This window comes from Mahella australiensis 50-1 BON (assembly GCF_000213255.1).
Taxonomy (GTDB): Bacteria; Bacillota; Clostridia; order Mahellales; family Mahellaceae; genus Mahella; species Mahella australiensis.
In genome coordinates, this window is the sequence record NC_015520.1 from 1,076,268 (window position 1) to 1,100,592 (window position 24,325).

Here is a 24,325-nt window from a genome sequence, read left to right on the forward strand (position 1 = left end):
GGAGGACTCATCATGCGTATAGCCGTAGATGCTATGGGAGGCGATCATGCACCACATGAGATAGTAAAAGGATGCATAGAGGCCTTGGATGCTTATAAAACCCACGATATAGATATAGTGCTGGTGGGTCAACAACAAGCTATAGAAGATTTGCTGCAAGGACATGCTTATGATAAATCGCGGTTGAGCATAGAGAACGCGTTGCAGGTTATCGGTAATGACGAAAAACCCGTTAACGCTATAAAAAAGAAAAAGGATTCTTCCATGATGATAGGGCTTCAAATGCTTAAAGAAGGGAAGGCCGATGCTTTTATATCAGCCGGCAATACAGGTGCTTTGATGGCAGGTGCTTTATTGAAAGTGGGCCGCATAGAAGGGATAGACAGACCAGCGTTGGCTCCGGTTATCCCTACGGCACAAGGTGGAAGTTTGCTGGTGGATGCAGGAGCTAATATAGAATGCAAGCCTGAAAATCTCATGCAATTTGCAGTAATGGGCTCTGTATACATGGAAAAGGTTTTGAATGTTATATCACCTCGCATCGGTTTGGTGAACGTGGGCGAGGAGGAAACCAAGGGCAACGATGTTATACAGGAAGCTTACGGACTTATAAAATCCACTCATCTTAATTTTATAGGCAATATAGAGGCCAGGGATATCCCTGCCGGCAAGGCTGACGTCATAGTATGCGACGGTTTTGTAGGCAACGTTATATTAAAACTTCTGGAGGGCATAGCATCGTCGCTTTTTAATATACTTAAACAAAATATATTGAAAAGCTGGCGTGCTAAATTAGGCGCACTTTTATTGATGCCGACATTAAAAGGACTTATGAAAGAGTGGGATTATGCAGAATATGGAGGAGCGCTGCTGCTGGGCATAGACGGTTTGGTTATAAAAGCACATGGAAGCTCTGATGCATCCGCAATAAAAAATGCCATCAAACAAGCCGATATATTCGTTTCTAAGGGTGTTTTAACGCAAATCCGAAATGAAATAGTTATGATAGAGGATAGGAGTAATGAACAATAAGATTTCAGCTGGTATATTAGGTTTGGGCAGTTATATGCCTGAAAAGATACTGACCAATTTTGATTTAGAAAAAATGGTAGATACGTCAGACGAATGGATTCGCACTCGGACAGGTATAAGCGAACGCCGCATAGCCGATCCGAATGATGCGACGTCCGACATGGCTACAAGGGCGGCATTGAAGGCGTTGGATGATGCAGGGGTATCGGCTGCCGATATAGATATGATAATGGTGGCCACTATAACACCCGATATGATATTTCCTGCGACAGCATGCATCGTGCAGGATAATATAGGTGCTAAGAATGCAGCTGCTTTTGATTTGGAAGCCGCTTGTTCTGGTTTTATATATGGTTTGAGCATAGCCAAACAATTTATAGAAACGGGGACGTATAGATATGTATTGGTAATAGCTGCGGATGTACTCTCAAGGATTACAGATTGGCAGGACAGAAATACGTGCGTATTGTTCGGCGATGGTGCTGGAGCTGCAGTGGTAGGACCTGTGGAGGAAGGATATGGCATATTGTCTACATATCTTGGTTCGGATGGCTCGGGCGGAAAATATCTGCACATAAAGGCAGGTGGATCGCGTATGCCGGCTTCCCATGAAACTGTGGACAAAAGATTGCATTATATGTATATGGATGGCGGAGAGGTATTTAAGTTTGCGGTTAAAATAATGGATACTGCATCGATGGAAGCCATAGAGAGGGCTGGATTGAAGCCGGATGATATAGACTGGTTTGTGCCGCATCAGGCCAATATACGTATAATTGAATCGGCAAGGAAGCGGTTGGGGATATCGCCGGAAAGGGTGTGCCTTACCATACACAAATACGGCAATATGTCGGCGGCTACCATACCGGTTACTTTGGATGAGGCGGCGCATGAAGATAAATTTAAAAAAGGCGACAATATTGTTTTGGTAGGATTCGGAGGCGGTCTGACATGGGCCTCCTGTGTACTGAAATGGTCGAAATAATGACAGGATGGTGATAGAGTGCTTCATACGACCATATGTGATTTATTGAATATTCGGTACCCTATTATTCAAGGAGGGATGGCATGGGTAGCCACAGCCGAATTAGCTGCGGCTGTTTCCAACGGTGGCGGATTGGGTATCATAGGTGCTGGAAATGCTCCCAGCGAATTCGTCAGGCAACAGATACGCAAAGCCAAGGCATTGACCGACAAGCCCTTCGGCGTTAATATCATGCTTATGTCGCCCTATGCCGATGATGTTGTAAAAGTAATATGTGAGGAGAACGTTCCTGTTGTTACTACGGGAGCGGGCAATCCGGCTAAATATATATCGGATTTAAAAAGTATCGGCTGTAAAGTGATCCCTGTAATACCTTCGGTTGCTTTGGCCAAGCGCATGGAAAAGGTCGGAGCTGATGCGTTGGTGGCTGAAGGTCACGAATCTGGAGGTCATATAGGCGAACTTACCACCATGGTCTTGATACCTCAGGTGGTGGATGCAGTTAATATACCCGTTATAGGAGCCGGTGGCATAGCTGACGGAAGAGGCATGGCGGCGGCGATGGCATTAGGTGCTCAGGGGGTGCAGATGGGTACTCGCTTTGTATGCTCTACCGAATGCATCGCGCATGAACATTATAAAGAAGCCATAGTTAATGCCGGCGATAGGGATGCTGTCGTTACAGGTAGACCTACGGGGCATCCCGTAAGGGTGTTGAAGAACAAATTAACGGCCCAATACGATAAGCTGGAGCAGGAGCATGCTTCCACAGATGAATTGGAAGCATTGGGTACCGGCAGGCTTAAGGCGGCGGTAGTGGATGGGGATGCTGAATACGGTTCGATTATGGCCGGTCAGATAGCCGGTTTGATAAATGATATAAAGCCAGCAGCAGCTATAATACAGGATGTAATATCCCAAGCGGCTGATGTTATAAGTCGTATGCAGGGTTTATTAGATAAATAAAAGGACAGGGGAGGAAGGTATATACTATGGGAAAGATTGCTTTTATATTCCCGGGTCAAGGAGCTCAGTATGCCGGGATGGGACAACAATTGGCTCTTCGGTATGCCGAGGTTAGCGAGATTTTCAAAGCTGCTTCGGAAACGCTTGGTTATGACATGGCCAAACTGTGTTTTGAAGGACCAGATGAAGTGCTCAAACAGACCGAGATAACCCAGCCGTCTATATTCACTGTAAGCATGGCATGCGCCAAAGCATTGGAGATAAACGGTGTGGTGCCAGATATGGCGGCCGGGCTCAGTTTGGGTGAATACGGAGCGTTGACCGTAGCTAATGCTATTGATTTTGCTGATGCCGTTAAGCTTTTAAGGCAGCGTGGCAGATTTATGCAGGAGGCTGTTCCTATAGGGCAAGGAGCAATGGCTGCTATCATAGGGCTTGATAAAGAAACTGTAGAACAGGTTTGCAAAGAAGCATCGAAATATGGCGTAGTAGAACCGGCTAATTACAATTGTCCTGGGCAGATCGTCATATCAGGCCAAACTGTGGCTGTTCAGAAGGCTTCCGAGATGGCCAAAGAAAAAGGCGCCAAAAGGGCTATTATGTTAGAAGTCAGTGCTCCGTTTCATTGCAGCTTGCTGAAATCGGCTGGCGACAGACTCGCTGAAGTATTAGAGAGTGTAAGTATAAACAAACCTGCGATACCTGTCATAGCCAATGTTACGGCTGAAGAGGTATCCAGCCCTGAGGATATACGCCAGCTGCTCATAGAACAGGTAAGCAGTCCGGTGCGCTGGGAAGAGAGCGTGAGAAGGATGATGGCCATGGGGGCTGATACATTTATAGAAGTGGGGCCAGGTAAGGCGCTCAGCGGCTTTGTAAAAAAGATAAGCAAGGATGTAAAGGTGATGAATGTGGAAGATATTCAGTCCCTTGAGTCGGCGATTAGCCAATTGGAGGGATGATGAACGACATGCTTAAAGATAAGGTGGCCTTGATAACTGGTGCCTCACGAGGCATAGGAAGGGCTACAGCTATAAAACTAGGTTCAGAAGGTGCAAAAGTGGCCGTTAATTACTTGAAGAATGCTGATGCTGCGGCGAAAGTAGTGGATATAATAAACAGCAATGGTGGCGATGCCGTGGCTATTCAAGGCGATACCAGCGTGCGAGAGCATGCAGTCGATGTTGTAAATAGGACATTGGAGCACTATGGCACCATCGATATACTAGTGAATAATGCTGGTATAACGAGAGATAATTTGTTGATGAGAATGTCGCAGGATGATTGGCAGAAAGTCATAGATATTAATCTAGGCAGCGTATTTAACTGTACGCAGGCGGTTTGCCGCACCATGATAAAAAAACGCAGCGGGACTATAATAAACATTGCTTCAGTGGTCGGTTTGACGGGTAATGCAGGGCAGGCTAATTACGCTGCCGCCAAAGCAGGTATAATCGGTTTTACCAAAGCAGTGGCCAAAGAGTTGTCCAGCAGGGGTATAACCGTAAATGCAGTGGCACCCGGTTTTATAAAAACCGACATGACGGATACACTGGCTGATAGCGTAAAAGAGCAAGTGTTAAACAATATACCATTACACAGGTTCGGTGAACCGGAAGAAGTAGCTGAATTGATAGCGTTTTTAGCTGGCGAAGGGGCAAAATATATAACCGGTCAAGTAATTAATATTGACGGGGGCTTAGTTATGTAATATTATCTTATGGAGGAGCTTTGCTTTAAAGTTTGAAGGGAGGTGAAAGATGATGTTATTTGAGAAAATAAGAGATGTTATAGTGGACCAGTTGGGCGTTGAGCCCGATGAGGTTAAACTGGAGTCGTCTTTTATAGATGATTTAGGGGCTGATTCATTGGATATAGTGGAATTGATAATGGCATTAGAAGAGGAATTTGATATGGAGATTCCGGATGAAGAAGCTGAGAATTTGACTACAGTGAACGACGTGGTGGAATACATAAAGAGCCATCAAGCGTAATTTGCTGGATAGGTCCCGCAGCAGTTACTTACTGCGGGACTTTAAAAAATACGTATTCAAGCTAGTGCTTTTTATATATATTTTAACTTTTTAATTTTCTAACCAAAAATGGAGGTAGAAATGAGCAACCGAGTAGTGATAACAGGTATGGGAGCTGTCACGCCTTTGGGCATAGGCAAAGATATATTTTGGAACAATATAAAGAATGGCGTGTCTGGCATAGATAAAATACAGCGTTTCGACGCTTCGGCATTTACCACGCAGATAGCAGGCGAAGTGCTGGATTTTAAGCCTGAGGATTATATAGATCGAAAAGAAGCCAAGCACATGGATAGATTTACACAATTTGCCATGGCGTCGGCCGCTATGGCCGTGAATGATGCAAGCATAAACCTAGATGATATGGATAAAAACAGGCTTGGCGTCGTCATGGGCGTAGGCATAGGGGGTATAGCTACCTTTGAGGAGCAGCACACGCTACTCAATACTAAAGGGCCTGGCCGTATAAGCCCATTCTTCGTTCCCATGATCATAACCAATATAGCCGCTGGCCAAATAGCTATAGCATATGGTGCAAAAGGGTACAATACAACTATAGTAACGGCGTGTGCTTCGGCTACAAATGCCATAGGAGAAGCGTTCAGGGCTATAAGGGACGGCTATGCCGATGTTATGTTCACTGGTGGAGCAGAGGCAGCCGTTACACCGTTGGCCTTGGCAGGATTTTGCGCTATGAAAGCCTTATCCACGCGCAATGATGATCCGAAATCGGCTAGCAGCCCATTTGATGCCAAACGCGATGGTTTTGTCATGGGCGAGGGAGCGGGTGTTCTTATACTCGAAAGCCTGGATCATGCAGTTAAACGCGGTGCTCATATATACGCTGAAGTAGTAGGTTATGGAGCTACGTGCGATGCATACCATATCACTGCTCCTGCTCCGGAAGGCGAAGGTGGGGCAAGGGCTATGAGTAATGCGCTTGAGGATGCCGGTGTAAAACCCGACCAAGTGGATTATATAAATGCCCACGGCACATCAACGCCATATAACGATAAATTCGAAACAATGGCAATCAAAAGCGTTTTCGGACAGCATGCGTATGAGCTTGCCGTAAGCTCCACGAAATCTATGACAGGGCATCTTTTAGGTGCCACAGGAGCTATCGAGGCTATTGCCAGCGCCATGGCCATACAAGAAGGTTTTATTCCTCCTACTATAAATTACGAAGATCCCGATCCCGAATGCGATTTGGATTATGTGCCTAATAAAGGGCGCGCGGCCGATATAGAATATGCCATGTCCAATTCGTTCGGTTTTGGAGGACAAAATGCAGTGCTGTTATTTAGAAAATATATGACTGATTAATTAATATGGACATTGTGCGAAAGAGGGGGCGGACATAATAGATAAAAGCCGTTTGGAGCGGTTAAAAGAGCTCATGGATCTTTTGGGTTATAGATTTAATGATATCAATAAGCTGGATGAGGCCTTAACCCATAGCTCATATGCATACGAGCACGGCCTGGATTATTATAATGAGCGTTTGGAATTGTTGGGCGACTCGGTATTAAACATTATCATTACTGATTATCTATTTGTCACCTATCCTGAGCTCTCGGAAGGGAACTTATCTAAGCTGCGCTCCAATATAGTTTCCGAGAAACCCCTTTATAAAGTGGCTGCGGCAATGAATCTTGGCTCATATCTTTTATTGAGCCGTGGAGAGAAGCTGAGCCATGGCGATATGCGCCCATCGACATTAGCCGATACCGTGGAAGCTATAATAGGAGCGGTATACCTGGACGGTGGCTTCGATGCTGCCAAAGTATTTGTCTTATCCCTGCTCGCTCCTATAATAGAAGAAACAGCTGCTATATCGAATTTCAACGATTATAAGAGCGAGCTGCAGGAGCGGTTGCAGATCGATGGTTACTCTGATATAAAATATGAGATAATAAGGGAAGAGGGGCCAGACCACGATAAGATGTTTTTTGCAGAGGTAAAAGTGGACGGCAAGCCAGTTGGACGAGGCAGCGGCAGGAGCAAAAAGGATGCCGAGCAAAAAGCCGCGCAACAGGCTTTGAGTGAATTATTCGGCGCATAGAGGATGAGAACAGGATGAAAAAACGCAAGAGGTATATAATACCTGTTTTTATACCTCAGCAGGGTTGCCCGTTTCAATGTATATATTGCAATCAATATGCCATTACTGGTATGCGCCAGGATATATTAAGTCAAGCCGATAAGATATTGAGACAAGCCATTTTAACTGCTCCCTCAGGCACCGATATAGAAGTAGCCTTTTATGGTGGGACATTTACCGCTATGCCCCAAGATGTTCAGGAAAGCTTGTTAAAGCTTGCAGCTTCATATAGGCAATATATAAATATCACTGATATAAGGCTCTCCACGCGTCCGGACTATATAAACCCGCCTATATTGGATATGCTGTCGCACAACGGTGTTACTGTCATTGAGTTGGGGGCACAATCTATGGACGACGCAGTACTTCATGCCAGCGGTCGCGGGCATTCGTCAAAGGATGTAGAAGATGCGGCGTATTTGATTAAGGAGTATGATATTAAGCTGGGCATACAGCTTATGGTAGGCTTGCCCTCAGATGATGCGGGTAAAGATATGCGCAGTGTAATTAAAGCTATAGATATAGGTGCTGATTTTATAAGGATATACCCGACGTTGGTTATAAAAGATACACCTTTAGAGCGGCTTTACCTGAAAGGCAGGTATAAGCCGCTATCGCTGTATGATGCTGTGACTGTCAGTGCTGGTATGCTATGTGTTTGTATAGCCAACGATATACCTGTTATACGCATAGGGCTTCAGCCCAGTGATGGTATCCAATTGGGCAAAGATGTTGTGACCGGACCGTTTCATCCGGCTTTCGGGGAGCTGGTAAAAAGTCACCTTTATCTGGACGCTATAAAGGATTCGTTAAAAAGTGTCAGATACGGAGAAAGCGATGCTGTCATACTTCGAGCCCATCCATCTGAGCTTTCCATTGTATTAGGCCAAAAACGTTCCAATGTGCGGGGGCTTATGGATCTGGGATTAAAGAAAGTGGATGTAATCCCATCGTCGGATGTAGAAGCCGGTAATATACAATTGGAAATTGCTTCATGTGGGCTGTATAATATGAGTATAAAAGATTACTGTCGTCGGCGATGCGAAGGGAGGATATGAATGTTATGTATCTTAAGAGAATAGAGATTTACGGTTTTAAGTCCTTTGCTGACAAGATAGACATAGATCTCCTTCCGGGTATAACAGCCATAGTAGGGCCTAATGGGAGCGGTAAGAGCAATATAGCCGACGCCATAAGGTGGGTATTGGGTGAGCAGAGTCCTAAGGTTTTGCGAGGTAGCAGGATGGAGGATATCATATTCTCAGGCGCTGACAGCAGGAAACCTGTAGGCATGGCCGAGGTATCCATGATTTTAGATAATAGCGATCGGGCATTGGATATGGATTATTCAGAGATAAAAGTTACGCGCCGTATGTTTAAATCCGGTGAATCGGAATATTATCTAAATAAGACCCTTTGCCGCCTTAAAGATATACAGCAGCTATTTATGGATACGGGAGTGGGCAAAGAGGGTTATTCCATTATAGGGCAAGGGCGCATAGATCAACTGTTAAGCGATCGGCCCCAGGAGCGCAGAGGCATATTTGAAGAAGCTGCGGGCATAGTAAAATATAAATCCCGTAAAATAGATGCCGAAAAAAAACTGGAGCAAACCATACAAAATTTACAGCGTGTAGAGGATATTTTATCTGAACTCGAGTTGCAATTAGGCCCTTTGGAGCAGGAAAGTCGCAAGGCTCGGCATTATATACAGTTATTGGACAAGCTAAAATATATAGATATAAATTTGTTCTTATACAATTATCATCGGTTAAAAGAGCAGATAGCCAGGACAGAACAGGAAAGCGCCGATATTAAAGAAACGCTGCGCCAAAAGGAACAAAGTAAACAAGCTGATGAAGCGGCATTGGCACAACAGAAAGCGTTATTGGGGGTATATAAAGACAAAATAGAAGCGCTGCACGCCGATATTCTGAATAACAGAGAACAATCGGAGCGCTTGAATGGCCTCATAAACAGCGCCCGACAGCGGATAGAATATCTGGACAATGATTTAAGCCGACTGAAGAAGGAAATCAGCGATAAGCAGGATCAGCAGCAGCATTATGCTGAGATTATGGAAGGAGTAAAGGCCGAGCTTAAGAGCCTCGAGGATAAAAGGACCAACGTTTTAAAGGAGTTGGACCAATACAAAGGGCAATTGGCAGACGTAGACGCTACTCTTGATCGATATAAGGCCTTTGTTAAAAGCGGTGAAGATCAAATAATGGATATCATCGATCGGCAGTCTCAACTTAAAAGCAAGCTCAGCGTCCTGACTTCCGAGTTGCAGTCGGTAACAAGGCATATGGTCAGATTGGATGAGGAGCTGGAAAGCTTGTATGCCGATGAAAACCATTTAGTGTCGACCAAACTCAGAATAAAGAAGGATATGGACGACGCAAGGCTGAATCTGGAGCAACATGAATTGTTATTGAAATCCAGAACAGCCGACATATCGGATATCGAGGCTAAAATAAAGGAGATAGCCGAGCGCCGTACGGGCATTGACCGATCTATTCATTCGGATGCATCGCGGCTGAAGTTGCTTCAAGATATGGAGAACAATATGGAAGGATTTAATCGCAGCGTTAAGCTCATAATGGATCAGCGGCTGCGGGATGCTAAGATGAACAAGGGCATTTATGGGCCGGTAGGGCGTTTGATACAAGTAGATGCCGAATATGAGACCGCCTTTGAAGCTGCTTTGGGCAGTAGCATTCAATATCTTGTTACACGCAACGATGACGATGCGCGGTATGCTATAGATTTCTTGAAGGCTCGCCAAGGCGGGAGAGCCACATTTCTTCCTATAAGCGCTATAAAGCCTAGAAGGCTGAGCGAACGCGAGAGGGCTGCTTTGAAGCATGAGGGATGCATAGGTGTGGCTTGTGATATAGCTCAATTTAGTCCTGAATTTTCCGATGTCGTAGGCTATTTGCTGGGTCGCGTGCTTATATGCGACGATCTGGCACATGCGATAGACATAGCTCGAGCTTTCAAGTATTCATTTCAGATAGTGACGTTAGAGGGCGACGTGGTTGGCAGCGGAGGTTACATATCCGGCGGCAGCTTAAAGCGCCGTGAGAGCGATATATTGAGCAGGTCGGGACAGATACAGCGGTTGGAGCAAGCTATTGAGGAACATAGACACAGCTATGCAGCGATGAGCAAGCAAATAGATGTACTCAGCGATGTGCTTAACGAACAACGCAAACAGCGCAGCGATATAGAGGGGAAATTATCTCAGTTGCACATAGAATATGCACGTATGGAAGAGACTATAAAAAATCTCGAACAGCAGCAGGATGCTTTAACGCATAAAAGGGAGGCCGTGGAACAAGAGCGCTTGACGTTATCTGAGAACCAAACATCGCTTGAGCAGGAAATCGAACAATGCAAGGCCGAGATTGCGAAAGTGGAGCAACAGCGTCATTCCTTCGCTCAGGATGCGCAGGAAAACGATAAACGTATTCAAGATTTAACTCAGCAAAGAGAAGATATCATGGGTCGTCTCACTCAAATACAAGTAAGTGCGGCCAAGCTTGAGAGCGAATGCGCTTCATTGCGACACCGACTGGACGAGGCGGAAGCAAATATCGAAAGGGCTAAATCCGATATCGAGAACAAACTGGAACAGATAAAATGCAACGATGAAGAGAAAATAGCTATTCAAGAGGGTTTAGATAAACAATGCATGGAGCTGGAAGAACATCGTTCGCTGGATGATAAACTGCAGCAGGATATTAAACGCCTTGAAAGAGAACAAGAGGCTCTGTATCAGGAAATAGCAAAAAAAGAGGAAGATCTTCACGATTTGAATGAGGTTGTAGCTGATTTGAGCAACAAGCTGTATAAATGCGATGTCCAAAAGCAGCATTTAGAAGAGCAGTTACAATCTTTACAGGAGGAAATATGGGAATCGCATCAGCTTTCATATGCCAACGCACTGAAGTATAAAGATGACGGCTTTGAGTGGGCTAAGGCATCTAAAGACAGAACCGCGATAAAGGAAGAAATAGCTGCTATTGGGCCTGTAAACCCGGGGGCTATAGAAGAATACGAGCGAATGTACCGGCGAGTGGAATTTTTGAGGCAACAGCACGATGATTTGTCCAAGGCAATTCAGACATTGCAAGACCTTATAGCTGATTTGGAGGCTGATATGCGCCGGCAGTTTACCGGACAATTCTCTATTATAAATGATAACTTTCAGCGCATATTTCGAAGGTTATTCGGTGGAGGCAGTGCATCTCTTATACTGGAAGAGGGGGATGTGCTGGAAGCCGGCATAGATATAATAGCGCAACCGCCGGGTAAAAAACTGCAGAATATAATGCTGTTGTCAGGTGGCGAGCGCACTTTGACAGCTATAGCCATATTGTTTGCATTGTTGGAGATACGTCCGTCGCCTTTTTGCGTTTTGGACGAAATAGAGGCGGCTTTGGATGAGGTAAACGCTCAGAGATTTGCAAATTTTATTCAGGATTACAGCCAAAACATCCAATTTATAATCATAACGCACCGCCGGCCTACTATGGAAGTAGCCGGTGCTCTATATGGCGTATCTATGGTGGAGCGTGGCGTTTCCAAGCTAATATCTGTTCAATTGGATGAAAAAACTGGTTAAATCAAAAAAGCGGAGGTTTTAGTGAATGGGTATATTTGATAAACTAAAAAGCGGCCTGGCTAAAACAAGAGATAATTTCAGCAGCAGGGTAGACGGCTTGATAAATTCATCCAAAGTTATAGATGAGGAATTTTATGATCAATTGGAAGAGTTGCTTATATTGGCCGATGTAGGGGCTAAGGCTGCTGAATCGATAATAAATGATATAAAAAAACAGGTCAAGCAGCAGAAATTAAGAGATCCAGAGCAGGTAAGAGCACTGTTAAAAGATGAACTGAAACGAGTGTTGAGCAAAAATGCGGCATCGAAGGATATGGATTTATACCCCCGTATCATATTAGTAGTAGGCGTGAACGGTGTGGGCAAGACTACCACTATAGGTAAACTGGCCTATAAATTTAAACAGGACGGTAGAAAGGTTCTATTAGCGGCTGCCGATACATTCAGGGCTGCGGCTACTGAACAGTTGGAGATATGGAGTCAGCGTGCCGGCGTGGATATAGTGAAACATGAGGAGGGTTCCGATCCGGCGGCTGTAGTATTCGACGCTATACAATCAGCTAAAGCCAAGAAAGCCGATGTTATAATATGCGATACTGCCGGTCGCCTTCATAATAAGAAAAACCTTATGGAGGAATTGAAAAAGGTAAACCGCGTGGTAGAAAGGGAATATCCTGAAGCCTATAAAGAAGTACTGCTGGTACTGGATGCTACGACTGGCCAGAACGCTGTATCTCAGGCACGCGTATTCAAAGAGGCCGTGGATATAAACAGTATAGCACTCACCAAACTAGACGGTACCGCTAAAGGTGGCGTGATCATAGCCATAGCTGACGAACTTTCGGTTCCGGTCAAATATATCGGTGTCGGGGAAGGCATAGATGATTTGCAGGATTTTGAGCCTCAAAATTTTGTATCCGCGCTGCTAGATATTGATTGACAAAACTATGCGCACTATACTATAATAGTTGGTGACAAGCAAAAATACTTTACGGCAAGGTGGAGTGCATTGGATAGGATAGCCGAAGTAGGATTGTTGTTGGATCTGTACGGTTCCATATTGACCGATAAGGAACGCAATATGCTGGATTTGCACTATAATTACGACCTTTCGCTCGCGGAAATAGCCGAGCAAATGGGAGTAACGCGTCAGGCTGTGCACGATAATATAAAGCGCGGAGAGGCACAGCTTTACGAACTGGACAGCAAACTGCACCTGTTGGAGCAGCATATGAAACAGAAAAAATACTTAGACGATATATTAGCGCAGATGGATATCATGCAGTGCCGTTTGGATGATATGCGCGCGCTGATAAAAACTTTGTCTGACGAAAGGGGATGAGCATACGGCCTTTGAAGGATTGACCGAGAAGCTTCAGTCAGCTTTTAAAAAGCTTACCGGCAAGGGTAAATTGTCTGAAAGCGACGTAAAAGAGGCTATGCGCGATGTGCGTATGGCGTTGCTTGAAGCGGACGTCAACTATGCTGTCGTCAAAGAGTTTGTAAACAAGGTAACAGAAAAAGCAATAGGGCAGGGCGTGCTGGAAAGTTTAACGCCTGGCCAGCAGGTTATAAAGATAGTAAACGAGCAATTGATAGAGCTGATGGGCAGCAGCCAAAGCAAGATAAAATGGGCTTCCGCACCGCCTACGGTCATAATGATGGTGGGCCTCCAAGGCTCGGGCAAAACAACCACATCGGCCAAGTTAGCCGGATACTTGGCAAAGCAGGGTAAAAATCCGTTATTGGTTGCCTGCGACATATACCGGCCTGCTGCTGTTAAACAATTACAGATAGTAGGTCAGAAGGTTAATATACCGGTATTCTCATTAGAGGGAGCAAACCCTGTGGCTATAAGTCAGCAGGCATTGGAATATGCCAAAAAGCATTCCAACGATGTCGTGATATTGGATACGGCTGGCAGGTTGCATATAGATGATGAGATGATGCAGGAATTAGAGGATATCAAATCATCTGTACATCCCGATGAGATATTGCTTGTAGTGGATGCCATGACAGGGCAGGACGCTGTGAATGTAGCAAAAAATTTCAATGAACGGTTGGCTATAGACGGCGTGGTATTGACCAAACTCGATGGGGACACAAGGGGCGGTGCGGCGCTGTCGGTTAAAGCGGTAACTGGCAAGCCGATAAAGTTCGTCGGTATGGGTGAAAAGCTCGACGATTTGGAACCGTTTCATCCGGACAGGATTGCATCGCGTATACTCGGTATGGGAGATGTGCTCACTCTCATAGAAAAAGCCCAGGCCGCCGTAGACGAAAAAAAAGCCATGGAGCTGGAAAATAAGCTGCGTAACCAGCAGTTTACGCTGGAGGATTTCCTTGACCAACTCCATGAGATAAAAAAGATGGGGCCATTGAGTCAGATAATGGACATGTTGCCCGGCATTAATGCTAAGAAGATGGGTAAGATACAGGTTGATGACAAGGAATTAGGCCGTATAGAAGCTATAATAAATTCCATGACTAAGCAGGAACGCCGTGAACCGGCTATTATAAACGGCAGCCGGAGAAGGCGTATAGCAAAAGGAAGCGGGACTACCATACAAGAGGTCAATCGCTTATTAAAGCAATTTGAAGAAACCAAACGTTTGATGAGGCAATTTACCAGCATGGAAAAATCCGGTCGTCGAGGCATGCTGAAGCTGCCGTTTTAAAGCACTTGAAAGGAGGTGAAATTTGTGGCTGTACGTATGAGGCTAAAACGCATGGGTGCTAAAAAGGCCCCTTTTTATAGAATAGTTGTGGCGGATTCCAGATCGCCCAGGGATGGGAGATTTATAGAAGAGATAGGTTATTATAATCCAATGGTCCAGCCGGCAGTGGTTCAGATAGATAATGAGAAGGCATTGGAGTGGATCAAAAAGGGAGCTAAACCGTCGGACACCGTCAGGGCCCTGTTGAAACAGAGTGGCACTATTTCATAAAGAAATAGGAGGGATAAACTATGGGTGAATTGGTTAGATTTATAGCTCAGGCGCTGGTAAACCATCCGGATCAGGTTATGGTTACAGAGAAAGAGGATGAGGATTCCGTAATCATTGAATTAAGGGTTGCTCCTGATGATATGGGAAGAATTATCGGTAAGCAAGGACATATAGCCAAAGCCATAAGGACAGTGGTCAGATCAGCAGCCGGCAGGCAAAAAAAGCGCGTGACGGTGGATATAGTTTAACGATATGCAAGAGTACCTTATAATCGGCCGAATACTTAAACCGCACGGCGTCAGCGGTGAAATGAAGATACAACCGCTTACCGATGATATAAGGCGTTTCGATGATTTGAAATGCGCTTATATAAAAGATAAGGATGATATGTTTCCACATCGCGTGGAACGTGTGAAATATGGTAATGATGTCGTTTATATAAAGCTCGAAGGCATAGATGATATGAATGCTGCTCGAGAGCTAGTAAATAAACATCTGTGGGTAGATAGGCAGCATGCCGCACCATTGCCCGAAGGTTCATATTATGTAGGCGATATAATAGGCTGCAGAGTATACACGGTAGATGGTGTGTATCTGGGTGAAGTCAAAGAGGTTTTACCCACCGGCAGCAACGATGTGTATGATGTAGTGGATGGTCAAAAGCAGGTGCTTATACCCGCCATTAAGGATGTCATTAAAACCATAGATATCGAAGGAGAACGTATAGTTATAGAGCCGATGGAAGGTTTGTTGGATTGAGAAAGATGATCATAGATATATTAACGCTATTCCCTCAAATGTTTATGCCGGCGTTTACGCACAGCGTGCTTGGCAGGGCTATAGCAAACGGTATACTGACGGTGAATTTATATGATATAAGAGATTTTTCGCGGGATAAACATGGTAAAGTAGATGATTATCCTTATGGTGGAGGGGCAGGTATGATACTGACTCCGCAGCCCGTATTCGATGCTTTTGATTATATAAAACAGCGTTATCCCGACGATAAATTGCATAGAATATATATGTCGCCGCAGGGTAGGCGCTTTGATCAAGCCACGGCTCATCGATTATCCGGGCATTGTCATTTAGTAATATTATGCGGTCACTATGAAGGCATAGATCAGAGGATAATAGATGCGTTGATAGACGAGGAGATATCTATAGGGGATTATGTTTTGACAGGCGGTGAATTGCCGGCTATGGTAATAGTAGATGCGGTCAGCCGATTGGTACCCGGTGTTCTCCATAAAGATGAATCTTATATGGATGAGAGCTTCTCTTCGGGATTGCTGGAATATCCACAGTATACGCGTCCATACAATTACGAGGGCATGAGCGTTCCTGATGTTCTTTTATCGGGTGATCATGCTGCAGTGAAGGAGTGGCGCAATAAGATGGCATTAAAACGTACGGCTTGTCGCAGGCCGGATTTATTAAACGATATGGATGAAAGGAGGATATAAATTGGATATATTAAGGACATTAGAGGCAGAACAAATGAGAACCGATATACCGGAATTTAAGGTAGGAGATACGGTAAAGGTTTTTGTTAAAGTTATTGAAGGAAGCCGCGAAAGGCTGCAGGCATTTGAAGGCGTGGTTATTAAAAGGCAGCATGGCGGCATAAGGGAAAGCTTTACAGTGCGCCGTGTATCTTATGGTGTGGGTGTGGAAAGGACGTTTCCTTTACATTCTCCCAAAATAGACCATATAGAAGTATTAAGGCGTGGCAAGGTAAGAAGAGCCAAGCTTTATTATCTGCGCGGTTTGACCGGAAAAGCTGCTAAGATCAAAGAAGAAGGGATCAATAAGTAAAGGACTGTCTGGACAGTCCTTTACTTATTGCAAGGAGAATAGACAAATATGGATAGCGAGCGCAAGAGCAAGGGCGGCAATGAGGCTATGGAATGGATAGAGGCCATAGTTATAGCATTTGTGGCCGCATTTTTAATACGTTATTTTATATTCGAGCCAATAACGGTAGAAGGCAGTTCTATGGTTCCGACGCTAAATGACGGCGATATGCTTATCGTCGATAAAATAAGCTACAGATTTAATGAGCCTCAGCGCGGCGATATCGTTATATTTAAGTACCCGGGCGATATGAAGGAGAATTTCGTAAAGCGCATAATTGCGTTAGGCGGCGATGAGATAGAGGTTAAAAACGGCGATGTATATGTCAACGGCCAGCGTTTGTTAGAAGACTATATAGCTGATCAACCACGAGTTGGCTTTGAGGACAGCGTAGTGCCAGAAGGTACTATATTCGTGTTGGGCGATAATAGGAATGGCAGCAAGGACAGCAGAGACCCGCAGGTTGGATTTGTACCCGTAGATAACATAGTAGGCAAAGCAGTGCTGCGTATCTGGCCTGTAAACCGTATCGGGGCACTTGATACCACATACCGCTTTGCCAACGGTGCGGCCAGTGCTTCTGAGGGGGAATAAAGCGTGAATAAGTCATGGTATCCGGGGCATATGGCCAGAGCGCTAGAGGATATGAAGAAATTTATAAGGTTGGTTGATATAGTGATAGAGGTTGTGGACAGCCGGGCACCTATAAGCAGCCGCGATGCGGTGCTGGATAAAATGATAGGGCATAAAGCTAGAATAATAGTGCTTAATAAAGCTGATCTTGCCGATAAACGAGCGGTAGATACGTGGCTTAAATACTTAAAAAGCAAAGATGTAAAAGCTGTGGCCATAAATGCTAAATCAGGTGCAGATATAAGCAAGCTCAAAGATATAATGAGGAGCGTGGAAAACCAGCATAAAGATAGAAGGGTAAAGAATGCGATGATAGTGGGTATTCCCAATGTGGGAAAGTCTACTATATTAAATGCATTGGCTAAAAGTCGGCGGACGCAAGTGGGTGCACGTCCAGGTATAACGCGGCAGGTGGGCTGGTTCAAAGTGGATGAATTTCAGATAATGGATACGCCCGGCATATTAAAACCTAATCTTAAAAATGAAATCGTAAAGTTGCATTTGGCTTGTATAGGAGCAATAGATGATGCTGCCGTCGATATAGAGGAAATAGCCGTTAGCCTTTTGGATATATTGCAGTCGAGATATCTTGACAGACTTTCTCAAAGATATGGTGTCTCAATAACTGATAAGCGAGTGAACTCTTATGAGTTATTAAGTGCCATATGTATGAATAAGGGCTGGCTGAAAAGCGGCGGGGAAGCGGATATCCACCGCGGTGCCGCCGCCTTGATAGATGACTTTCGAAAAGGAGCCATAGGACCTATAACGTTGGAAATGCCACCTGCGGAGGGTTAAGATAATGCAAAAGCTTTATGTAGCAGGAGTAGATGAGGTAGGCAGAGGGCCGCTGGCAGGACCGGTCATGGCTGCAGCGGTCATATTGCCCGCCGGATTGCATATAGATGGGCTGAGAGATTCAAAAAAACTCACACCGAAACAACGCCAATATCTGCACGATATTATATTGGATAAAGCATTGGCGGTAGCGATAGCATCGGTTGATCATGAGCGTATAGATGAAATAAACATACGTATGGCAGCTTTAGAAGTCATGAAACAGGCGGTGTTGTCGCTGAGCATACAACCTGATAGGGTTATGGTGGATGGTAGGGATACGCTGGATATAACAATACCTCAACAAGCCGTGATAGGCGGCGATGACCTTGTAGCTTGTATATCGGCAGCATCTGTGGTAGCTAAAGTAACGCGGGACCGGCTTATGGTTCAATATCACGATAAATATCCCCAATATGATTTTATACATAATAAAGGCTATGGTACTCAAAAACACATAGAAGCCATAAGGGAATACGGCATATGCCCCATACATAGAATAACTTTTACAAAAAAGTTCATATCAGAGGCACGGCCGTGAGCAGCGGGCGTAGTCTAGGCAACGCGGGCGAAAACATGGCCGCAGCGTATCTCTTGGAACATGGCTATAAGATATCGGAACGCAATTACCGCTGCCCTATAGGAGAAATGGACATAGTGGCCTTTGACGGTGAAGAACTGGTATTTGTCGAGGTCAAAACGCGCACATCGTTGCGTTACGGTTATCCTTATCAGGCAGTGGACTATAGAAAGCAACAACGCTATTACAGGATATCAGCTTTTTATAGGGCAAGCCATCCACAATATGCCGATCTTAATTGCAGATTCGATGTCATCGAAGTCTATTTGCCGAATAATGATACACAAAATATAAATCACATAAAAAACGCCTTTGAAGTGGGAGACAACAGATATTATTAGAAGGTAAGAGCAGGAGGCCAAGGAATTGTTTTCTAAAGTGAAGAGCTGCGCGTTGATGGGCATAGACGGTTATGCCGTAGACATTGAAACCGATGTATCCAACGGATTACCCGTATTCGACATAGTCGGCTTACCGGATACGGCTGTCAAAGAATCCAAGGAGAGGGTGCGCACAGCCATAAAAAACAGCGGCATGGAGTTTCCGTTAAAACGCATAACCATAAACATGGCACCGGCTGATACGCGCAAGGAAGGTGCTTCATACGATCTGCCGATAGCTATCGGCATACTGGCTGCCACAGGCGCTATAGTACCGGAACTATTGGAGAATACCGTGTTTCTGGGAGAGATGTCGTTGGAGGGAGCCTTAAAACCTATAAAAGGCATATTGCCGATGATAATAGCCTCTAAGCAATTGGGTTTTGCGTCAGCAGTGGTGCCATATGAAAATGTCCAGGAGGCTGCCGTAGTAGACGGCATCGACATTTACGGTATATCATCCCTGGCCGATGTGGTTGCTTTCTTGAACGGCGAAATGCCTATATCGCCCTTTCGTTGCGATGTAGATGATATTTTCATGCGCCACCGTATAAATTATGATGTTGACTTTGTCGATGTAAAAGGCCAGCACAAAGCTAAACGTGCATTGGAGATCGCAGCAGCCGGCGGCCATAATGTTCTTCTTATAGGTCCGCCAGGGGCAGGCAAGACCATGCTTGCCAGGCGTTTGCCCACAATATTGCCTGACCTTACATTCGATGAAGCTATGGAAATTACCAAATTGCACAGTATAGCTGGTCTTATAGATGCCAAGAGCGGATTGGTCACAAATAGGCCATTCCGTTCCCCGCACCATACAGTATCGAATGCTGCCCTCATCGGGGGCGGTAGGATTCCAAAGCCAGGCGAGGTATCGCTTGCTCACTACGGTGTGCTATTTCTGGACGAACTGCCGGAATTCCGCAGGGATGCACTGGAGGCCCTACGCCAGCCTTTGGAAGATGAGAGGGTTACGGTATCGCGTGTAAGTGCCACCATAAGCTATCCAGCTAAATTTTTATTGATCGCCTCTATGAATCCATGCCCTTGCGGATTTTTCCCAGCTATTTCTAAATGCACGTGTACGCCGCTTCAGATAAAGAATTATCTGGGTAAGGTATCTGGGCCGCTTCTTGATCGCATAGACCTGCATGTGGAGTTACAGCCGGTCAGCTATGACGACCTCGATGATTCCACGCCAACAGAAGGTTCAGCTGATATAAAAAAGAGGGTAGAAGCAGCCAGAGTTGTACAACTGGAACGCTACAAGGGTAGCGGCATATACTTCAACTCGCAATTGTCCGGAGCGCATATCAGCCGGTATTGTCATCTCGGCATTAAAGAAAGAAAACTTATGAATCAGGCCTTTGAGAGGCTAAGCCTAAGCGCCAGGGCTTATAATCGCATATTGAAGGTAGCCAGGACCATAGCCGATCTGGATGGCTCGAGTAATATAACCGAAGCGCATATAGCCGAAGCCGTACAATATAGGAATCTCGACAGACAGTTTTGGGGATAAGGAGAAATAGGTTTTTAATGAGGCATTAAAAACCTATTTCATGCAGCTCTTTTTGATATAATGAGACAGTAAAAATAATTGTACCAGGGAGATATCGTATAAGATAACAAAAAGTAATACTTTTGGTAAATTTTTGTTATCTTATGATCGATTTTCTGATTTCTTTTTGCCTATTTTTCCATCTAAATAGGCTGCAGAATGTGCGATAACTTTCGACCATACTCAAGTATGTGCGGCTGGTTTTCTTATTTGTCGATGACTTTAGGAACATCGTAAATCTTCACATTCAATAATCGTTGCACCTATTATATAATATACCATTACAAAACCTCATAAGAGCTGTATGCGTGAAAACCGCACGTATGGTTCTGTGAAGGGCGGGCGGTGCAACTGCCGCTCCGTCTACTCTACCTATTTCGGACTGTCAAAGAAGTGACCCCCGATTCCTGCTCCAACCGCTTATTTTTACAAGCAAACATTATAAGACACAAAATGCAAGTAGTAAAAATATTCAAGAATATAGTAAAGAAATTATATTTATAGTAATGTTACAATAATCTATTATATATGCATAAGCAAAAATCATTTCAAGAAAGGAAGTATTGGCAATGGGAAGATTTAAAAAGTTATTGGTAATAGGCGTTGCGCTTCTGTTGGTATTGAGCATGGGTGCATGTAGTTCAAGCGGGACAAACCCGTCAAGCTCAAGCAGTTCAAATAACTCAAGTGCATCAAACAGCTCCGACAGCTCCGGTTCTGGTGAGAAAATAACACTCACATATTGGAATATTTATACAAGTGATCCCTTAAAGACAAAAGTTAAAGAGATGTTGGATAAATGGAATCAAGATAACCCGAATATACAAATCGAGCAAAGCATAACAGAAAATGACGCTTATAAAACAAAGATAAAAGCTGCCATAGCTGCTAATGAAGCTCCTGACATTATCCAGAGTTGGTGTGGTGGTTTTTCTAAACCATTCGTTGATGCTGGCAAGATATTGGCTCTTGATGATTATCTAAGCGATGGCACCAAGGATCAAGTATTGCCTGGAGCCTTTGATAATATAACATATAATGGCAAAATATACGGTTTGACCTATTCCGGACAAGCTAGTGTATTGTTTGTAAACAGAGATATATTCAGCAAATACAATGTACAAGTTCCCACTACCTTTAATGACCTTATAAATGTTATAAAGACATTTAAATCTAATGGAGTCACGCCTTTTGCTCTTGGTAATAAAGATGAATGGCCTGGCATGTGGTATTATGACTTACTCGCCGTAAGAGAAGGAGGGGTTCAGCTTTGCAGAGATGCTTTAAATAGCAAGGCATCATTTGAAGACCCTGCTTTTATAAGAGCTGCTCAAAAGCTTCAGGAAATGGTAGATGCTGGTGCCTTTGCCCCTGGTTTTATGGGCCTTAGTAGGGATGAGGCTACTGCACAATTCTGCCAAGGAAATGTTGCCATGTATTTCGGTGGTAACTTTGATGGTGCTGCATTTGAAAAAGAAGGCTCAGGTGTCAAAGGCAAAGTTGATGCTTACAGATTCCCGGTCATTGAAGATGGCAAAGGCGATCCAACCGAATATATAGGCGGCGGAGCTAACGCTTTATTAGTTAATGCAAATACCAAACATAAAGATGAAGCTGTTAAAGCAGCGAAATACCTTGCTAAGCAATTATCCAATGCTCAATATATAACTGCAGGAGGACTCCCTAGCTGGAAATATGATGATGTTGATCCGTCTCAGGTAGATCCTTTAGAGGTCCAGATTATGAAAAATATTGTTGAAGGCGCAAAAGACAGCGTAGCTGCTTGGGACCTTTACTTGGAAGGCAACGATGCACAAACTCACAAGGACTTGGTAGCACAACTATTTGCGAAACAAATAACACCCGAAGAATATGCCAAGCAAATGCAAGAAAAAATAAACGCGAGCAAATAATCTGATTAATCAACTATTACCTAGGGACTTCCTCTTCGATAATTCAAAGGGGAGTCCCTAAAAATACAAATGGAGTTAGGTGGTTTTTAAGATGGAAAAGATATTGAGGGATAAAAAAGCTATATTCCTTTTTGTATTTCCCGCTTTCTTTGTCTTTGTAGTTATTGTATTGCTTCCTATTTTTGTTTCCATTTATTATAGCTTATTGGACTGGGACGGCATAAGCAAAGGAGTATTTATCGGGTTTAAAAACTATAAAGATTTATTTGTACACAATACTGATGGTTTTATGCTGGCTGTAAGAAATTCATTCATATTGGCACTGCTCTCCGTTTTTATACAATTGCCTATTTCACTTTTCCTTGCGCTAGTGCTGTCCAGAGAAGTTAAGGGAGAAAAATTTTATAGAACAGTTTATTTTATCCCTGTTATTTTATCTACGGTAGTAATAGGCCAACTTTGGATGAAAATATATAATCCTGATTATGGCCTTTTAAATTTTCTTTTGACCAAAATCGGCTTACAATCATTAACAAACCAATGGCTAGGAAATCCAGAAACGGCTCTGATGGCAGTCTTTGTACCTATAGTTTGGCAATATATAGGTTATCATATGCTGCTTATGTATACCTCGGCAAAATCAATACCAACAGACATATATGAAGCTGCAAAAATTGATGGCGCCACAGAATCACAAATAGCCTTTAAAATAACTATACCGCTTATGAAACCAATGCTAAAGGTTTGTGTTACTTTCGCTGTTATAGGTTCTTTTAAGACGTTCGATTTGATTTATGTTTTAACAAACGGCGGGCCGCTACATGCAAGCGAAGTGCCATCCACCTTAATGTACAATATGATATTTTTCAGATACAGATACGGATATGGCAGTGCGATGGCCGTATTCATAGTAGTCGAAGCATTGATTGGAACGTTGATAATTCAAAAATTATTTGGCAATGACGACACTAATTAAAGGTGGTATGGAAAGTGAATAATGTAAATATTGAAATGCAAAATAAGAAGAGCTCAAAAGGCATAGGCTACTATATACTGGAATTATTCCTTATTATTTGGGCTGTGATTCAACTGTATCCTCTTTTTTGGTTGTTCTTATTTTCTGTAAAAGATAATAATGAAATTTTTGGCGGTAATATCATAGGCTTCCCTCATATTTGGCGATGGTCTAACTATGCAGTGGCTTTTTCCAGCGGAAATGTGGGAAGATATTTTTTAAACAGCGTTGTTGTAACAGGCTTAACAATAGCGATATCCAGTATATTGATAGCAGCCAGCGCATATGCCATCGTGAGAATGAAGTGGAAATACAGCAAGCTGATATTAACAATATTTTTAATGGGTTTGATGGTACCTATACACGCTACTTTGCTGCCACTGTTCATGATATTGCAGAAGCTGGGTTTACTCAACTCATATGCAGCTTTAATTATACCATATGTAGCATTCGCAATACCTATGGGGATATTCATATTAACCGGCTACTTGAATACAATTCCCATAGAACTTGAGGAGTCTGCATTTTTAGACGGCTGCAGCATATATAAATCTTTTTATTATATAATAATACCATTAATAATGCCGGCCTTGGCAACAATAGCTATATTCACCTACCTTTCAGCGTGGAATGAGCTAATGTTTGCTAACACGTTTGTAAATGATGATGCCATAAAAACGCTGACTGTTGGCATCATGTCATTAGCAGGCGAGTATCAAACCGATTGGGGGCCGATAGGCGCTGGACTTGTTATTGCTACAGTACCAACTGTTATAATATATATAATCTTTAGTGAACAGGTCCAGAAGAGCTTGGTAGTAGGCGCAGTAAAAGGTTAATATTAATATACTAAG

26 protein-coding genes are annotated in these 24,325 nt (G+C 43.8%); all 26 read left to right on the plus strand.

Annotation, left to right across the window (positions count from 1 at the left end):
- Positions 1-12 precede the first annotated feature (12 nt).
- The 26 genes from plsX (at position 13) to MAHAU_RS05320 (ending at position 24,310) form a co-directional block, all read left to right on the plus strand.
- A complete protein-coding gene (plsX, locus tag MAHAU_RS05195; protein WP_013780672.1) occupies positions 13-1,032 on the plus strand; it encodes a phosphate acyltransferase PlsX in 1,020 nt (339 codons plus the stop codon).
- Positions 1,022-2,017 carry a beta-ketoacyl-ACP synthase III gene (locus tag MAHAU_RS05200; protein WP_013780673.1) on the plus strand — a complete coding sequence of 332 codons (996 nt, stop codon included), beginning with the start codon at positions 1,022-1,024 and terminating at the stop codon, positions 2,015-2,017. Before plsX ends, MAHAU_RS05200 begins: the two co-directional genes overlap by 11 nt.
- Before the next feature lie 18 nt (positions 2,018-2,035).
- Positions 2,036-2,983: an enoyl-[acyl-carrier-protein] reductase FabK gene (gene fabK / locus MAHAU_RS05205; protein ID WP_013780674.1), complete on the plus strand. Its 948-nt coding sequence runs from the start codon at positions 2,036-2,038 to the stop codon at positions 2,981-2,983.
- 26 nt (positions 2,984-3,009) lie between these two features.
- Entirely contained in the window at positions 3,010-3,945 is a 936-nt protein-coding gene (gene fabD / locus MAHAU_RS05210; RefSeq protein WP_013780675.1) for an ACP S-malonyltransferase, read from the plus strand.
- A gap of 8 nt (positions 3,946-3,953) precedes the next feature.
- Positions 3,954-4,694, plus strand: a complete 741-nt coding sequence (gene fabG, locus MAHAU_RS05215) for a 3-oxoacyl-[acyl-carrier-protein] reductase (protein WP_041644366.1) — start codon at positions 3,954-3,956, stop codon at positions 4,692-4,694.
- Positions 4,695-4,746: 52 nt separating this feature from the next.
- Complete coding sequence (gene acpP / locus MAHAU_RS05220; RefSeq protein WP_041643871.1) at positions 4,747-4,977, plus strand: acyl carrier protein; 231 nt, start codon at positions 4,747-4,749, stop codon at positions 4,975-4,977.
- A gap of 120 nt (positions 4,978-5,097) precedes the next feature.
- Complete coding sequence (gene fabF, locus MAHAU_RS05225; protein WP_013780678.1) at positions 5,098-6,342, plus strand: beta-ketoacyl-ACP synthase II; 1,245 nt, start codon at positions 5,098-5,100, stop codon at positions 6,340-6,342.
- Between the two features lie 73 nt (positions 6,343-6,415).
- A complete protein-coding gene (gene rnc / locus MAHAU_RS05230; RefSeq protein WP_216086257.1) occupies positions 6,416-7,081 on the plus strand; it encodes a ribonuclease III in 666 nt (221 codons plus the stop codon).
- Between the two features lie 14 nt (positions 7,082-7,095).
- Entirely contained in the window at positions 7,096-8,178 is a 1,083-nt protein-coding gene (locus MAHAU_RS05235; protein WP_013780680.1) for an elongator complex protein 3, read from the plus strand.
- Between the two features lie 5 nt (positions 8,179-8,183).
- Positions 8,184-11,750 carry a chromosome segregation protein SMC gene (smc, locus tag MAHAU_RS05240; RefSeq protein ID WP_013780681.1) on the plus strand — a complete coding sequence of 1,189 codons (3,567 nt, stop codon included), beginning with the start codon at positions 8,184-8,186 and terminating at the stop codon, positions 11,748-11,750.
- 25 nt (positions 11,751-11,775) lie between these two features.
- A complete protein-coding gene (ftsY, locus tag MAHAU_RS05245) occupies positions 11,776-12,690 on the plus strand; it encodes a signal recognition particle-docking protein FtsY (RefSeq protein WP_013780682.1) in 915 nt (304 codons plus the stop codon).
- 69 nt (positions 12,691-12,759) lie between these two features.
- The gene (ylxM, locus tag MAHAU_RS05250; protein WP_013780683.1) at positions 12,760-13,092 is read left to right on the plus strand and encodes a YlxM family DNA-binding protein; all 333 of its coding nucleotides are present in this window, start codon (positions 12,760-12,762) and stop codon (positions 13,090-13,092) included.
- A gap of 19 nt (positions 13,093-13,111) precedes the next feature.
- Positions 13,112-14,428 carry a signal recognition particle protein gene (gene ffh, locus MAHAU_RS05255; RefSeq protein WP_013780684.1) on the plus strand — a complete coding sequence of 439 codons (1,317 nt, stop codon included), beginning with the start codon at positions 13,112-13,114 and terminating at the stop codon, positions 14,426-14,428.
- Positions 14,429-14,452: 24 nt separating this feature from the next.
- Positions 14,453-14,698: a 30S ribosomal protein S16 gene (rpsP, locus tag MAHAU_RS05260; RefSeq protein WP_013780685.1), complete on the plus strand. Its 246-nt coding sequence runs from the start codon at positions 14,453-14,455 to the stop codon at positions 14,696-14,698.
- Positions 14,699-14,718: 20 nt separating this feature from the next.
- Positions 14,719-14,946 carry a KH domain-containing protein gene (locus tag MAHAU_RS05265; protein WP_013780686.1) on the plus strand — a complete coding sequence of 76 codons (228 nt, stop codon included), beginning with the start codon at positions 14,719-14,721 and terminating at the stop codon, positions 14,944-14,946.
- A 4-nt stretch (positions 14,947-14,950) separates the two neighbouring features.
- Entirely contained in the window at positions 14,951-15,457 is a 507-nt protein-coding gene (gene rimM, locus MAHAU_RS05270; RefSeq protein ID WP_013780687.1) for a ribosome maturation factor RimM, read from the plus strand.
- A gap of 5 nt (positions 15,458-15,462) precedes the next feature.
- The gene (trmD, locus tag MAHAU_RS05275; protein WP_013780688.1) at positions 15,463-16,164 is read left to right on the plus strand and encodes a tRNA (guanosine(37)-N1)-methyltransferase TrmD; all 702 of its coding nucleotides are present in this window, start codon (positions 15,463-15,465) and stop codon (positions 16,162-16,164) included.
- Positions 16,148-16,516 carry a 50S ribosomal protein L19 gene (rplS, locus tag MAHAU_RS05280; RefSeq protein ID WP_171804965.1) on the plus strand — a complete coding sequence of 123 codons (369 nt, stop codon included), beginning with the start codon at positions 16,148-16,150 and terminating at the stop codon, positions 16,514-16,516. Before trmD ends, rplS begins: the two co-directional genes overlap by 17 nt.
- Before the next feature lie 48 nt (positions 16,517-16,564).
- Positions 16,565-17,149: a signal peptidase I gene (gene lepB / locus MAHAU_RS05285; protein WP_013780690.1), complete on the plus strand. Its 585-nt coding sequence runs from the start codon at positions 16,565-16,567 to the stop codon at positions 17,147-17,149.
- 3 nt (positions 17,150-17,152) lie between these two features.
- The gene (gene ylqF, locus MAHAU_RS05290; RefSeq protein WP_013780691.1) at positions 17,153-17,986 is read left to right on the plus strand and encodes a ribosome biogenesis GTPase YlqF; all 834 of its coding nucleotides are present in this window, start codon (positions 17,153-17,155) and stop codon (positions 17,984-17,986) included.
- Between the two features lie 4 nt (positions 17,987-17,990).
- Positions 17,991-18,566: a ribonuclease HII gene (locus MAHAU_RS05295; RefSeq protein ID WP_013780692.1), complete on the plus strand. Its 576-nt coding sequence runs from the start codon at positions 17,991-17,993 to the stop codon at positions 18,564-18,566.
- Positions 18,563-18,946, plus strand: coding sequence for a YraN family protein (locus tag MAHAU_RS05300; protein WP_013780693.1), 384 nt, complete (start codon positions 18,563-18,565; stop codon positions 18,944-18,946). The genes MAHAU_RS05295 and MAHAU_RS05300 overlap by 4 nt, the downstream gene beginning before the upstream one ends.
- A gap of 25 nt (positions 18,947-18,971) precedes the next feature.
- Positions 18,972-20,504, plus strand: coding sequence for a YifB family Mg chelatase-like AAA ATPase (locus tag MAHAU_RS05305; RefSeq protein ID WP_013780694.1), 1,533 nt, complete (start codon positions 18,972-18,974; stop codon positions 20,502-20,504).
- 608 nt (positions 20,505-21,112) lie between these two features.
- Entirely contained in the window at positions 21,113-22,456 is a 1,344-nt protein-coding gene (locus tag MAHAU_RS05310; RefSeq protein ID WP_013780695.1) for a sugar ABC transporter substrate-binding protein, read from the plus strand.
- Positions 22,457-22,547: 91 nt separating this feature from the next.
- A complete protein-coding gene (locus MAHAU_RS05315) occupies positions 22,548-23,432 on the plus strand; it encodes a carbohydrate ABC transporter permease (protein WP_013780696.1) in 885 nt (294 codons plus the stop codon).
- Between the two features lie 35 nt (positions 23,433-23,467).
- The gene (locus MAHAU_RS05320; protein ID WP_148258469.1) at positions 23,468-24,310 is read left to right on the plus strand and encodes a carbohydrate ABC transporter permease; all 843 of its coding nucleotides are present in this window, start codon (positions 23,468-23,470) and stop codon (positions 24,308-24,310) included.
- Positions 24,311-24,325 lie beyond the last annotated feature (15 nt).